Origin of the sequence: Pontibacter ramchanderi, from assembly GCF_002846395.1 — a bacterium.
Taxonomy (GTDB): domain Bacteria; phylum Bacteroidota; class Bacteroidia; order Cytophagales; family Hymenobacteraceae; genus Pontibacter; species Pontibacter ramchanderi.
Genome location: NZ_PJMU01000002.1, coordinates 1167842 through 1182064, shown reverse-complemented (window position 1 = coordinate 1182064; position 14223 = coordinate 1167842). Strand labels below are relative to the sequence as shown.

The following is a 14223-nucleotide window of genomic DNA, read 5'->3' as shown; positions in this document are numbered from 1 at the left end:
CCTCAATGCCGTATGCAAAATTGCATACGGCATTCATTTTACTAAATAACCCGAGACTCAGGATTCATAACTCAAAACTAAAGTTGCAACCTTTCACCTTCGTCCGACTGCAATACCGCTCCGGCAACTGGGATACTGACCCGCGTATGCCGAGCAACCTCTTGCATTCGCTGATCGAGTACACCACGGTGAAAGTGAACGAGCAGGAGAAAGTGATTCCGCTGGAGAGCGCCGAGTTGTTCAACTACCCTTTCAGCTACCTAAGCGGCCACCGGCTGGTGCAGTTCAACCAGAAGGAGCGCCAGAACTTCGAGACCTACGTTCGCAACGGCGGCTTTGTGTTTGTAGACGACTGCAACCACGACATCGACGGGCTTTTTGCTCGGTCGTTTGAGGAACAGATGAAGCAGATTTTCGGGCAAGGCGCTTTGAAGAAGATCCCGAACAACCATAAGCTTTACCGCAGCTTCTTCACATTTGATGAGGGACCGCCCACGACTTCGTTCGAGCTCAACGGCTGGGGCGACGACCTGGTGCACGACTACTTAAAAGCAATTGAAGTGAATGGCAGAATTGGGGTTCTGTACAGCAACAAAGACTACGGCTGCGAGTGGGACTACGATTTCAGAAACAAGCGCTGGCTGGCAGAGGACAACACGAAATTTGGTGTGAATATCATTATGTATGCGCTGACGAGTTAAGTTGTCTGAATCAGGATTTACAGGATTATAGGATTTACAGGATGCTCGTGCAGGATTGACATCCCCCTGCCCCCTTCAAAGGGGGACTTTCGGCTATTACCTCTTCATAGGTATAAGCTTTGTAGTTGGTGACCACTTGCACACATCGAAAAGATAACTTGCCCCTTGAGCAATGAAACAAACATCAGTGCCAGGTGCACCCTTGACGATTTTTTGTTTGAGCGGTCAGCGAGTGGGGGTAGGGGCCCTCGATTCAAAAATCGTCTTGATTTTTTTGCTTACTGGGGGTAGGGGCCCTCTTTCTTTTCATCAAGGAAAAAAGTGAGTGCCCGCCGCACAGGCGAAACAGTACCCCGCCCGGCCAGGGCAAGCTATGAAGCAAATTAGGTTGCTATACCTGCAACAGCCGTAGCTACGCTAGCAAAACAGCAATAAATTAACTTAAGTCATTAACCCATTAAACAGTGACTGAACAAGACATCAACCAACTCCTCGGCAAGCTGCCACAGCTTAAGCAGGAGATACAGAAAGTGATTGTAGGACAGGAAGAAGTGCTGGACGAAGTACTGATTACGCTTTTAGCCGGAGGACACGGCTTGCTGGAAGGTGTACCGGGTCTGGCGAAAACCCTGCTGGTGCGCACCCTGTCCAACGCCATGGACCTGAGTTTCCGCCGCATCCAGTTCACGCCTGATCTCATGCCGACCGACATTCTGGGTACGGAGGTGCTGGAAGAGGACCACGCCACTGGCAAGCGCTTCTTCAAGTTCAACGAAGGACCCATCTTCGCCAACATCGTGCTGGCCGACGAGATCAACCGGACGCCACCCAAGACGCAGGCGGCTTTGCTGGAGGCCATGCAGGAGTACGAAGTGACGTATGCGGGCACGACCTATACCTTGCCGAAGCCCTTTTTTTTGCTGGCTACCCAAAACCCGATTGAGCAGGCCGGCACATACCCGTTGCCCGAGGCACAGCTCGACCGTTTTTTGCTCTACATCAAAATAAAATACCCCACCGAGCTGGAGGAGCTCAATATCCTCACCAGCACCACCGGCACCCGACAGGCGCAGGTATACCCGGCCATTTCGGGAGAGGAAATACTGCAGCTGCGGCAGCTTGTGCGGGAAGTGAGCATCAGCGACGACCTGCTGACTTACGTGAACCATCTGGTGCGTGCTACGCGCCCTGACACGACTTCGAGCGAACACATCAAAAGCTACGTGCGCTGGGGTGCGGGCCCGAGGGCAGGGCAGGCGCTTATACTCACCTCCAAGGCCAGGGCCTTGCTGCAAGGTCGCTTTGCCGTAACGGCCGCCGATGTACAGACCATGGCCTTTCCGGTGCTGCGCCATCGCATCCTCGTCAACTTTACGGCTGAGGCCGAGCGCATCACCCCTGACAAGGTAGTGGAAGAGCTCCTGCAGCATATCAAATTACCCAAAACGGTGTTGGTTTAGGTATAGCAAACGCAACACAAGCAGCCCAACATAACAAACTGAATTCAGATGGAAGAAATAGAAAACGTAAAACTGACGGACGCAGGCACACAACTCCTGAAAAGGATTGTCGGGGAAAGAATCTGTTACTTCCTCACCAACCATATCAAAATACAGGCTACTGGCGGTAAGGTCACCTATTGGGCACCTGAGTTTGCCATCGGCCTGACCAAGAACAAACAGGACCAGCGGTTTATCAACATTAGTGCCGACTACAAGCTGACACCCCGGTCTTCTACTACCTTCTATGAGTTCGAAATAGAAGAGAGCCGGATGCCGCTCCGCTGCGAAAAGCTGTTGCAGTCGGGCCAGCACTCCGAGATTCGTGTGATGTCAAGCCCTGTGCTGATGATAGAGGTATACCAGGACTGGAACCAGGAATTCGACGAACACATCCACTACGATGCCGCCATTGTGCTGTACACCGATACCCAAAAGTACATGCTGAGAGTGCGCGAAGAGTTGATCGGTGGGTTGGACATCATACTCGACGAAGCCACGATAGAGGCGGAGCTGGCAGATCTGAAACTACGCCAGAGCCTAGTTTAACATTAGTGTTGTATGTCGCCAACAGGGAACAAGTTCATCGATCCGAAGGTACTGGCTACCATCAAAGACCTGCCGCTGCTGGCTAAAACGGTGGTGGAAGGCTTTTTGAACGGGCAGAACCAGAGCATCAGGCGGGGAGCCGGACTTGAGTTCAGCCAGTACCGCAGCTACCAGCCCGGTGACGACCTGCGCCAACTCGACTGGAAGATGTTTGCCCGCTCCGACCGTTACTACATTCGGGAAGCCGAAGTGGACACCAACATCACCGTGCGCTTTGTTGTGGACGGCAGCGCGTCGATGGCGCATGAGGACGAGAACGGCCTGACCAAGATGGATTACGCCCGCTTTCTGGTGGCCTCACTCGCTTACCTGGCCACCACGCAGGGCGATGCGGTGGGTTTGTACGTGCTGCACGAGCAGCAGCTGATCAACCTGACGCCCCGCTCCGACAACATGCACTTGCAGCGCTTCTGGCACCAGCTCGCCGAGATCAAGCCCAGCGGCCGCTTCCCTGACACCCAGACGGCTGCCAACCTGTTCTCGGGCCGTCGCCAGAAGGAATTGACCGTGTTTGTGACCGACCTGTACGAGCACGAACATGAAATAACGGATTTGCTTTACAAACTGGGCGCGCAGCGGCACGAGTTGCTTTTGTGCCACCTGATGAGCCGTAACGAACTGGACTTTACATTTGAAGGCACCCTGACTTTCGAGGATCTGGAAACGGGCCAGACCATGCAGGTAGGCACCGCCGAGCAGCGCAAAACTTACCTGACCAGGCTGCAGGAATGGCTTCAACAAACCGAAAAAGCCATGCGCAACCGCCAGATCGCCTACGATCGCTTCGTGACAGACGAGCCGCTGGACAAAGCACTGCGGGCATTTTTGAAGAACAGACTTTTTTTGAGTTAGTGATTTGGTGAATGAGTGAATGAGTGATTGAGCGAATGTTAAAAACGATGAAAGATAACTTTTCAGGACATGCGGCAGACTACGCTAGGTATAGGCCCGCCTACCCGCAGGAGCTGATGGCACACCTGGCAGGTATCGCGCCAGCCCGCCAGTTGGCCTGGGACTGCGCCACGGGCAATGGGCAGGTAGCAGGTATGCTCGCCCCGCTCTTCAACCAGGTGGCGGCGACTGACATCAGCGAGAACCAGTTAAAGAACGCCGTGCTCCTACCCAATATCAGTTACAAAGTAGAGCAGGCCGAAGAATCTTCCCTTGAAGACCAAACCGTTGACCTGATCGTGGTGGCGCAGGCCGTGCATTGGTTTGATTTTGAGCGCTTTTATCAGGAAGTGAGACGGGTACTTAAACCAAACGGTATCATCGCCATCATCGGGTATGGTTTGCTCAAAACGCATCCTTCACTGGATCAGGTGATAGGGCATTTATACAGCGAAGTGCTCGACAGCTACTGGGACCCGGAGCGCCGCTACCTCGACGAAAACTACCGCACCATTCCGTTTCCTTTTCAGGAAGTAACGGTACCGCCGTTCAGCAGCAGCTATACCTGGACACCCGATGACCTGATCGGCTACCTGAACACCTGGTCGGCTGTGAAGCACTACGAGAAGCAGCAAGGCCACAACCCGGTGCAGCTTGTAGAGCAGCAACTCCGGGAGGCTTTTGACGGAGAGACCACCACCGTCACATTTGATATCTTAACCAGAGTAGGCAAACTACCTACCACTTAAACTTTCTACCCTTTCAACTTTCTAACTTTCTAACTTCCAAACTTTCTAACTCAAAAGACTTGACTTTCCTCTCCCCATACTGGCTATTTGCGGCGTCGGCTATCCTTGTCCCGATCGCGATCCACCTGTGGAACAGGCGGCAGGGGAGGACTGTGAAGGTGGGAAGCCTGCGCTGGCTGGAGCCCTCGGCGAGCAAACGCTGGAGCAGTATCCGGTTAAGCGACGTCTGGCTTTTGGTGCTTCGTTGCTGTATTTTGATTTTCTTGGCAGCCGCCCTGGCGAAGCCTGTTTGGGAAGAAGCTCCGAACGCTCAGCAGGCACAAAAAGCTGTGTTCATCAGCCCTGAACTGTTGCATAGCACTACCCTCCGCGACATCCAGCCGACGGTAGACGCTCTGTTGCAGCGTGGCTATACCTTGCACCGCTACACCCCGGACTTTGAGGCTATACCTGCCGAAGAATGGCAGACGCTGAGCAGTAACCCGACAGACACAGTGGTGAGCAGTGGAAACCACTGGGGGCTGCTGCCAGCATTGGCGCAGCGGTATGATCAGCCACAGGACAGCGTCTGGCTCTTCACTTCGGATCAGCAACGCCATTTTCAGGGTACGCCAACACTACTTCAAGAGAACATCCGCTGGGTACCCATGGCCTTGGAAAGCAACACCCATTGGATACAGGCTGCCTATACCTTTAGCCCTGACAGTCTCTTGCTTATCACGGGTCAAAGCAACCGCGAGGGTACCCAATTTAACACTGCAAGAGTGGCCGCTATCGTCCGGGAAGCAACTATCAATGGCAATCCAGTTAAATTGAGTCTGCAGGAAGATTCCCTTACAGCACAGTGGAACAACAGCGCTCCGCAAACAATTGCTATCCGCAAAGAGCCGCTCCGGATAGGTATAGCGCATGACAAAACCCAAGAGACAGAAGTACGCTACCTGCAAGCAGCCGTGCAGGCAATCAGCAGGTATACAGGCATACCCATCGAAACACAGGTAACCGCAGCCGCTCAACCCGACACTTCCGCAAACTGGTTATTCTGGCTGAGCGGTGAAGAAGTGCCTGTCAACTGGCTGGAGCAGGTGCAGGAAAAAGGCACCAAACTTTGGCTGCAGGCGGCGTCAGAACCTGAGCCGATTACCGCGCAACTGGCAACTTCAGGTATAGAGAAGATCAGGATACATCAGCTTGCAGCGACAGGAATAGCCAACAGCAAAGCAGGTATAACGCCAGGCGAAGCAAGCACCGTGTGGCAGACAACAGCCGGAGAGCCCTTGCTCTTTGTGCAGCAGCTGGGTCTGGGCAAGGTATACCATTTCCGTAGCGGTTTTGGTCCGGCCTGGAGCCAACTGGGGCAGAGCACGCAACTGCCGGAGCTCCTGCTGCCTTTGCTTCTGCCACAACAAGCTGACTCCAACTACGACGCCCGTGCGCTGGATGAAACACAACTGAAATCAACCGTAGTACAGCCGCTCAACAAAGCAGATAAGTCCGAAAAGCAGCAGTACAGCCTGATTCCCTGGCTGGTGTTGCTGGCTTTTCTGTTATTTGTAGCGGAGCGATTGATCACCAGTAAACGCAAAACCGCCTGATGCAGAACAGCCTCCATACCTTACAGCGTATCCGCCGGGACTACATCCGGGCAAAGGGGTGGTTGTATGCCCTGCAGGCACTGGCTGTGGCGCTGGTGGGTGCGGCCATTCTGTACAAGTGGCGGTTAGAAGCACCTTTGCTAGCTGGTTTGGCTGGTTTAACGATCCTGGGCGCTTTGCTATACCTGAGTTGGACTTGGAGCCAGCTCCGGAAGGTCAAGCTCGAGCAGGTGGCCCGTCACCTCAACCGCAGCTATCCGCAGCTCGAAGACAGCGCCCAGCTCCTGCTTCGCGAAACTTCTGAACTTAACCTGTTGGAGCGCCTGCAGCAGCAGCGGGTGGCCACTCAACTGCAGGCCGCCATACCTGAAAAGCAGTCGGTTTTTCATTTGCAGAAGAGGCCAACCTACTTGGCGCTAGGTATAGCCGTGCTCGTGGCGGCAGGTATAGCCGCGCTTCCGGCCGCTTCGGTAGCCGACGGCAATACGGAAGCGGCCCTGCAACTCGACTTCCCGGATACACCCGCCGCCGTAGCCGACACGGCTGTTTCGATTCAAAAGATCGCGATCATCATCACACCGCCTGCCTATACGGGCCGCAAAGCTTACCAGGCCGAGCAGCCCAATCTGCGGGTGGAGCAGGGAGCTACTGTAACCTGGCGCGTCAGTACCAACCGCCCGGCCCGCTCGCTGCAGCTGGTGCTCAACGAAGGAAAACCGCTTCCGCTGAAACCTCAAAACGAGAACTATACCTTGTCCAGGAACTTTACGGAGCCTGCTCTTTACCATCTGACAGTCAACGGCCAGAAGTCGGCTTACTATACCCTGGAGATCATTCCGGACGAAGCCCCAACCATCCAGATCACGAAGCCGGAGCAGTACACCGAGATACTTTTCGGAGATCCGCAACGCGTCACTATCCGGGCTGAGCTGTCAGACGACTACGGCCTGCGCGACGCCAACATGATCGCCACCGTGGCCAAAGGAACGGGCGAAGCGGTGAAGTTCCGGGAAGAGAAGATCAGCATCGGCTTTAGCGGGCAGCGGCGCAACTTCCCTGTGAACAAGACCATCGACTTGCAGAAACTGGGCATGACCTACGGCGACGAGCTCTACTTTTATGTGCAGGCCTGGGACAACCACCGCGGCTATACCCGCTCCGAAACCTACTTTGTGCAGATCGAGGATACCACCATTGTGGAGAGCATGGACGATCTAACCATGGGTGTGAATCCGGTTCCCGAGTATTTCAGGAGTCAGCGCCAGATCATCATCGACACCGAAAAACTGATCAAAGAGCAAAAAACGCTGACCCGTGCCGTGTTTGAAGAGCGCGGCAACAACCTGGGTGTGGACCAGAAGCTGCTGCGCCTGCGCTATGGCAAATTTTTGGGCGAGGAGTTTGAATCCGGTATAGGGCCGGGCGGCGGCATACCGGCGGGCGAAGAAGGGCATCAGGAAGAGGAGCATTTTGCCGGAGACGGACACGACCACCCCGAGTTCGAAGACGAGACCAGCGTAGAAGCCCTTCTTGATCCTTACCTGCACAAGCACGATCAGGAAGAGGCCGCCACGTTCTTTGAGCCTGCCGTGAAAGCCAAACTGAAAGGGGCGCTGGCCCAGATGTGGGAAGCCGAGCTGCGGTTGCGCACCCATCGCCCGAAAGAAGCCTTGCCCTACGAATACAAAGCGCTGCGGATGCTCAAGGAGGTACAACAAAGCACGCGCGCCTACGCCGCCAAAACCGGTTTCGACCCGCCGCCGCTCAAAGAGCCTGAAAAGCGATTGACGGGTGACCTGAGCAAAATAAAAGTCCCGACCGAAAGAAGAACGATTGAAGCCGAGACGAAACTGCCCCATACCCGAGACGCCCTGAAGTGGCTGGAGCGGCAAAAGCAGGGCAGCAGGTATAGCCAGCAGGACGTAGCGCTACTCGAACGGGCCGGGCGCGAACTGGCACAGGAGGCGCTGGCCAAGCCCGGCCGCTACCTCCGCGCCATGCAGGACCTGCGCACGCTGATCGCCGACATTAACGCCAATCGCGCGCTATGTAGCAATTGCCTGATGACGGTGGAGTGGGCTTGGTACGAGCTGTTGCCGCCCGCCAAGCCAACGCCTCAGAAGCAAGGCACAACCAGGAGCAAGCTGGGGCAGGAGTATTTGGAGCAGTTAGAAAATTAGAAAGTTAAAAAGTTTAGAATAGGTTGTTTATTAGATAACAGTGTTATGAAAATCATCTTGCCAGCCCTTGGGGCTTTACTCTTTCTTGCTGGCTGTAGCGATAAAAAACAGGCAGCTACAACTGAAGAGGCTGCTCCCGCTGTTACGCCACAAATCAAGCAAACCTCGCTTGCGGATTACAAGTCATATTTCAAGTACACAGATCTGGATAGTTTTGCCATAGACAGCTTTAACTGGGACAATCGCTTAGGACAGTACAAGGAGCTTGACAGCAATACCTTTAAGCTTGTGTGGCAAAATAGCAAGCGGGTCTTTATAGGGAAGGACTATGACCGCGACTACTTCCACTCTTGGCAGAACAGAAACCCGGATTTTACAGAATTTACCGTCCTGACACAGGATGAATCGAGTTACTGTGACCTGCTGCACTATCTGATTTACGATAAAAACGGAAAGGCCATTGATAGCTTTATAGCCGCTGCTGGCTGTGGCGACGGCGGCTGGGGACTGCATTCTTATGGCAGGTTTATATCCGAAGACACTTACGAAGAAACAACGGTGGAGACAGAAATGGTGGAGATCGATTCAGTTACTAACGCAGAAGTTGTGGAGGGGGACTCCACGGTTACACATTACACCATTGGGCCGGATGGACGGGTTACTCAGAAAGAGATTTCAAAAACGCCTATACGACGCATCTATAACTAAAGCAGCTGCGCGATAAACAATTAACAACCGATGACACCCTACCTCCCATACTTGCTGGCGATCCTAGCTGTGCTGTTGCTCGGCTGGCTGGCGTGGCGACGGCCTGACCGCAGGCGGCTGGTGTGGCGACTACTAGCCAGCGCGGTGGCAGGAATCAGTCTGGTGCTGTTACTCTTCCCGCCTACTTACCAACGGGCGCTCGACCCGGGCACCGCTATTTTGCTGACCGAAGGTTACGAAGAGGACACCTTGGATGCACTACTGGCTAACAAGGAGCCAAGTCCGCTGGTCTATACCTACCAGACCCAGGCCCCAAAAGCAACCGCTATACCTGACCTGTATACCTTCCGGCAACAACAACCAGAGGTGCAGACGGTGCATGTGCTGGGTCAGGGCCTGGCAGAACAGGAATTGCAGGCGCTGCAGAACATAACTCTGATACCGCACCTATCTGGCATGCCCGCAGGTATAACTTCTGTAACGTGGCCGGATGCGGTGGTGCTGGGCGAGGCGGTGGCGGTAGCCGGGCAGTATAACTTGCATTCTGAAGAAGAAACAACCCTATACCTGCAGGCCGCCGGACAAGCGCAAGATTCTGTTACTTTAAAAGAAGCCGGCCAGCAACCCTTCCAGCTGCGCTATACCCCGAAGCAGGAGGGCCGCTATACCTATACCTTGATCGCTAAGTCAGGCAACAGGGTCGATACGCTGGGGCAGGTACCTATACAAGTATACTCCGCCGCCAAACCTGCCGTGTTGCTGGTGTCGTCTTTTCCGCTGTTCGAGTTTAAGTTCCTGAAAAATCACTTGGGGCAGTTGCAGCACAAAGTGGCCCTGCGCAGCACGGTAAGCAAGGCGATGTACCAGAGCGAGTGGCTGAATATGCCACAAACTGACCTGAGCCGCATTACACCCAAACTATTGCAGCAGTTCGATGTCATGATCATAGAGCCGCAGGCTTTGCAGGAGCTCAGCAGCACCGAACAGACTACCTTGCAGCGGGCTGTTACCGAAGAGGGGCTGGGTGTCCTCACCATCGCTAGTGAGCAACTGGGCAGCCGCACGACTGCCTTCTTCACCAATTTTCAGAGCAAACGCCTGTCGCAGCAGGATAACCGAACAGCCCGCCCCACCTGGACCGAAAGCACGACAGCCGCTGCCATACCTGTGTCGCCTTACACTTTGTTGAGTAGCGAGGCTGTGACGGGGCTGATAGAAGAGCAGCACAACAACTTGCTGGCGGCAGGCCGCAAGGCAGGCTGGGGCACAGTGGCCATGTCGGTAGTGCCGCAAACGTTCAGCTGGCAGTTGGAGGGCAAGCAAAGCACTTACGCCAGCTACTGGGCACATTTGCTTTCGGCGGTGGCCAAGCGGGAAGTACAGGAGAAATTCTGGCAGCTCGCCGGGCCACAGGTGCCGCAGCTTTATCAACCTGTGGCGCTCAAACTTACCGATTATACCCTAGCTAACCCGAACACGACTCCCCAAGCTACCGTTCGAAGCCTCGCCGATACCGCCCACATAGGTATAGCGCTAGCGCAAAGCATGTACCAACCGGAGGTATATGAAGGCACATTCTGGCCTCGCCAGAAAGGCTGGCATGTAGTGGAGTCGCCGGGCGTGGAGCCGTTTCATTTCCTGGTGCAGGATACGGCCGCATGGCCACACCAGGGTATACAGGCCTCCCGTGCGGCTACTTTGCAGTTTGCCTCACAATCGCACAGTGCAGCGGCAGCCAGTACAAGGGCTTACACAGAAGAACAGGTGCCTGTTATCTGGTTTTTTGCTTTGTTTGTGCTCAGCAGCGGTTTTCTGTGGCTGGAAGAGAAGCTTTAAATTTTTTATTGCGTTTTGGCTCCCTGGTGATGCTTTATCGGCAGGGCCTTTGCCGCGAAAGTATCCAGCAGTTGGATCAGGTCAGGTATACATTCCAAGTTCAGGGTATGGCCCACATGCGGCAGTATCTCCAACTCGGCGTGCGGCAGCGACTGGTACATGGCGCGGCCCATCTCCGGGGTGCAGAGCAGGTCCTCTTCGCCGTGCACCACCAGCACCGGCACCTGCACGCTCTTCAATTCCTCCAGGTAGTTGCTGCTTTCCTCAGTGGCTCGCACCAGTTTCAGCAGTCGCTCCGGTGTGGGGCTTTGGCTGGTTTTGCTGTTTTTGAGGTTTTCTATGGTGATGATCGGGTTCAGGAAATAGCTGCGGCCCAGCACAAAGGGCAGCATGACATCGAGCATGAGCGGGTAGCCGCCGGCCAGCAAAGCCTGTTTCCAGCTGGCCCCGATGGCATCGAAGTAAGCATCTTTGTAGGGGAAGGTCGATAACAGCACGCCCCGCTGCACCAGTCCCGGATGATTCACCAGAAAGCGTTGCGCCACCGCGCCGCCGTACGAAATGCCCACCAGCATCGTGTCGGCTGGCAGCTGCAGGCTCTTAAACAGATCGGCCAGGTCAGCAGCGTGGCCCTCAAAGCTGCGGTGCTCCGGCGCCTCATCCGACTGCCCCTGAAACAGCAGGTCCACGAGCACCAGTCGGTATTTTTTGCCCAGCGCATGCACCAGCCCCGCCCAGGCCGCCGTCGATTGCGATAGCCCGTTCAGAAACACCATTGCCTGCGAAGCTTCAGCGTTTCCGTGCAATTCAAAATGCATTTCGAGTCCGTTGGGTAGGCGATGTCGCATGGTCTTGTCTGTTTAGTGTGAAAGGTTAATGCCCTAATCTAAAGGAAAATTCTAAACTGCGCCTTTAAGGTATAGCCAAACCGTACCTGTGTCAGGTGTAGGTACAAATTTTCACGGTAAACTTAACCCGAAACCGGCTACCTATACCTGGGCTAGTTACTTTGCAGCTATAGTTCTGGTTTGTTTTTGCTAGTCCAGCTGGTAAGCGACTTATACCTTATCCTACCTGGCTTTTGGTTATTCCCACCACGAGCCAACTCACTAAACTGTCGGCAGTACAGACATAAAGTCTTGCAGGCAGTAACGTCCAGACTATCATACATGCTATAGGGAAGGAGTGGTAGGTATAGACGTGTCTAGCAGATCTCTCCCTCCAATAGCTGAGGCTTATTGACAACTGGCTCAGGTATAGCCATAGGCACAGTAAAGTAGAACCGACTGCCCTTTCCGAGCTCTGTTTCAACCTGCACCTTACCGCCATGCCGCTCCACAAAGTCACGGCAAAGCAACAGGCCCAGGCCAGTACCTTTCTCGTTTATAGTGCCTTTGGTGGCCATAGCAGGTGTTTCCAGTTTAAATAGGGTTGCCAGCACATCGGGGCTTATACCGGTGCCCTGATCGGTTACGGCTATTGTTGCCATGTGCATGGGTCCTGCCTCAGCATTTATTTTGATAAGCCCTCCCGGGTAAGAGAACTTGATGGCGTTGTGCAGCAGGTTCCGGACCACGAAGTCGAGCATATGCGCATCGGCGCGTACCTGCAGGGCAGGGGGCACCTGTACCTCCCAGGCAATCTGTTTGGTGTCGGCGGTATCTTTCAGCAGGCCCACGTTGCGGTTTACCAGCTCGGCCAGCTGCAGCACCTCCGGCTCAAAGCGCACATGGTGGCCTGAAGCTGTCTGCGCCGTAGACCACTGCAGCAGGTTTTCGAGCAGGGCCTGGAGGTTGCGCACCGACACCTGGGTATGCGTGGCCAGCTTCTGCATCTGGTCCGGCTTCATCTTGTCCGAGAAGTTCACCAGTATGTTCAGGAAAGACTCCAGTGTGGCCAGTGGCGTGCGGATGTCGTGCGAGATGATGGAGAAAAAGCGATCTTTGAAATAGTTGAGCCGGCGCAACTTGTGCTCCGAGGCCTTGAGTTTGCGCACCGTGTCCTTCAGTTCCTGCGTTCGATGCCTCAACGCCGCAGTGCGGTTGGCTACCATCACCTCGAGCTCGTTTTTCTGCTGCTCGATCAGCAGCTTGCGTTCCGTTTCTTTTTCGCGCTCCAGTCGCGCCTTTTCGAGTACCCGGGCATTAAGCTCGCTCGTAACGGTGTTCAGCCTGTAAGCCAGACCCAACGAGAACAGCACCACCTGCGCCACCACGCCTACCTGCGCCGCATAAATAGTTACCAGGTTGTTAGGCACCAGGTGGTTTTCTTTGAGGATGAACAGCAAGGCCCCTACCACAAAGAACACATTGGCGATCAGGAAGTAAAGGGCCGGCCTGTAACCCTGCAGCAGCGATTGGATGCTCGTAAGCACCATGGCCACCAGCACCAGGCCACCGATAATGCCGATCAGGCTCACACAGGCCTGCAGCAGGTCGAGCGGTGTGAGGTACGATAGCAGGCCCATACCTACGGGCAGGATGTAGAGCAGGGCCAGTAGCGTGAGCGCCTTATCCCAGACCGGCATGGTGCGCTGCGTGTTGAGGTAGTGCCGCGTGAACAGCACCCGGAACAAACCGTTGAACGTGACGATGAACGGAAAGCTGTGTGCGTTCCAGAGCGGTGCGTTTGGCCAAAGCAGCTCAAGGGCGAAGCCGTGGTAGAACATAAAGTACAGCCCCGTGCCCAGCAGCGCCAACACGTAATACAGGTAGCTGCGGTCGCGCACCGAGGCAAAAAGCACCAGGTTGTAGAGCGTCATCACCAGGATAATGCCGATAAAAATGCCTTGCCCGAAGAGCCGGTCGCTGTTGGTGGCGCTTACCTGCTCTGCCAGCAGCAACTGCATCTGCACTGCCTGTGGCTTGTAGAGACTGATGTCGCCCTGCAGACGCAGGTATAGCGTGGTGGCGCTGTGGGCCGGCAGCTCCAGCCGGATGTAGGATTTGTAGGAAGGAATATCACGCTCCCCGATGGGTAACAGCTGGCCGGTCTGTTGTAGGATATAGCCTGTTTCGCTCTGCTGGTAAACGGCTATGTGGCTCCAGTCGCCGGCGTAGAGCAGGCGCACTTGCTCGCGGTTGCCGGCGTTTCGCAACACCACCCGTACCCAATGCACAGTTTTGCCTGGCTGCAGCACAGCCTCGGTGTTGTTTGGCGCAAAGCGGCGTGTTTGCACCTCGTCGATCGTCAGCGCTGCGCTGGGGTCGTGGTATACCTGCAGCGCCTCGGCAATGCGCTGCTCCGTTGCCCCTACCTGCACCGTATCGGGTGCCTGCGCATGGGTCCATAGCGCTGCCAGCAGCAAAGGCAGCAAGGCAAGCACCCTGAAGAGGCGCCGCAGACAACAGGTATAGCGAAGGGCAAGCATACGTCAATTTACAAAATAATCTCAGATCAACTATACTTCAGGGCGTAAGAGATGGAGCCTTTGAAAACCTTTTGCTATATTTAGC

General features: G+C 54.9%; 11 protein-coding genes. 9 read left to right on the top strand and 2 right to left on the bottom strand.

All coding sequences use genetic code 11. The features are described from left to right. Positions 1–83 precede the first annotated feature (83 nt). From BD749_RS12165 to BD749_RS12125, 9 genes are all read left to right on the top strand, one after another. Positions 84–701, top strand: a complete 618-nt coding sequence (locus BD749_RS12165; RefSeq protein WP_101444590.1) for a DUF4159 domain-containing protein — start codon at positions 84–86, stop codon at positions 699–701. Between the two features lie 464 nt (positions 702–1165). Beyond that, positions 1166–2161 (top strand): AAA family ATPase, encoded by a 996-nt coding sequence (locus tag BD749_RS12160; RefSeq protein WP_101444589.1) that lies wholly within the window; start codon positions 1166–1168, stop codon positions 2159–2161. 48 nt (positions 2162–2209) lie between these two features. Then, on the top strand, positions 2210–2749 hold the full coding sequence (locus BD749_RS12155; protein WP_101444588.1) for a hypothetical protein: 540 nt from the start codon (positions 2210–2212) through the stop codon (positions 2747–2749). Positions 2750–2761: 12 nt separating this feature from the next. Further along, positions 2762–3661 carry a DUF58 domain-containing protein gene (locus BD749_RS12150; protein ID WP_101444587.1) on the top strand — a complete coding sequence of 300 codons (900 nt, stop codon included), beginning with the start codon at positions 2762–2764 and terminating at the stop codon, positions 3659–3661. Positions 3662–3708: 47 nt separating this feature from the next. Next, positions 3709–4449, top strand: a complete 741-nt coding sequence (locus tag BD749_RS12145) for a class I SAM-dependent methyltransferase (RefSeq protein ID WP_101444586.1) — start codon at positions 3709–3711, stop codon at positions 4447–4449. 59 nt (positions 4450–4508) lie between these two features. Continuing rightward, on the top strand, positions 4509–6044 hold the full coding sequence (locus BD749_RS12140; RefSeq protein ID WP_101444585.1) for a BatA domain-containing protein: 1536 nt from the start codon (positions 4509–4511) through the stop codon (positions 6042–6044). Then, positions 6044–8224 carry a DUF4175 family protein gene (locus BD749_RS12135; RefSeq protein WP_101444584.1) on the top strand — a complete coding sequence of 727 codons (2181 nt, stop codon included), beginning with the start codon at positions 6044–6046 and terminating at the stop codon, positions 8222–8224. Before BD749_RS12140 ends, BD749_RS12135 begins: the two co-directional genes overlap by 1 nt. A 45-nt stretch (positions 8225–8269) precedes the next feature. Then, positions 8270–8932 carry a hypothetical protein gene (locus BD749_RS12130; RefSeq protein ID WP_101444583.1) on the top strand — a complete coding sequence of 221 codons (663 nt, stop codon included), beginning with the start codon at positions 8270–8272 and terminating at the stop codon, positions 8930–8932. A gap of 30 nt (positions 8933–8962) precedes the next feature. After that, the gene (locus tag BD749_RS12125; RefSeq protein WP_101444582.1) at positions 8963–10768 is read left to right on the top strand and encodes a hypothetical protein; all 1806 of its coding nucleotides are present in this window, start codon (positions 8963–8965) and stop codon (positions 10766–10768) included. A 5-nt stretch (positions 10769–10773) separates the two neighbouring features. Here the strand turns inward: BD749_RS12125 and BD749_RS12120 are convergent, their stop codons facing one another. Both BD749_RS12120 and BD749_RS12115 read right to left on the bottom strand, forming a co-directional pair. Continuing rightward, a complete protein-coding gene (locus BD749_RS12120; protein ID WP_101444581.1) occupies positions 10774–11616 on the bottom strand; it encodes an alpha/beta fold hydrolase in 843 nt (280 codons plus the stop codon). 356 nt (positions 11617–11972) lie between these two features. Continuing rightward, entirely contained in the window at positions 11973–14138 is a 2166-nt protein-coding gene (locus BD749_RS12115; RefSeq protein ID WP_101444580.1) for a sensor histidine kinase, read from the bottom strand. Between the last annotated feature and the right edge of the window lie 85 nt (positions 14139–14223).

Bases quoted from the DNA above. Each gene is read 5' to 3' on its own strand.
- BD749_RS12115 (WP_101444580.1), bottom strand. From the start codon at position 14,138: ATGCTTGCCCTTCGCTATACCTGTTGTCTGCGGCGCCTCTTCAGGGTG.
- BD749_RS12125 (WP_101444582.1), top strand. From the start codon at position 8,963: ATGACACCCTACCTCCCATACTTGCTGGCGATCCTAGCTGTGCTGTTG.
- BD749_RS12150 (WP_101444587.1), top strand. From the start codon at position 2,762: ATGTCGCCAACAGGGAACAAGTTCATCGATCCGAAGGTACTGGCTACC.
- BD749_RS12120 (WP_101444581.1), bottom strand. From the start codon at position 11,616: ATGCGACATCGCCTACCCAACGGACTCGAAATGCATTTTGAATTGCAC.
- BD749_RS12130 (WP_101444583.1), top strand. From the start codon at position 8,270: ATGAAAATCATCTTGCCAGCCCTTGGGGCTTTACTCTTTCTTGCTGGC.
- BD749_RS12135 (WP_101444584.1), top strand. From the start codon at position 6,044: ATGCAGAACAGCCTCCATACCTTACAGCGTATCCGCCGGGACTACATC.
- BD749_RS12155 (WP_101444588.1), top strand. From the start codon at position 2,210: ATGGAAGAAATAGAAAACGTAAAACTGACGGACGCAGGCACACAACTC.
- BD749_RS12145 (WP_101444586.1), top strand. From the start codon at position 3,709: ATGAAAGATAACTTTTCAGGACATGCGGCAGACTACGCTAGGTATAGG.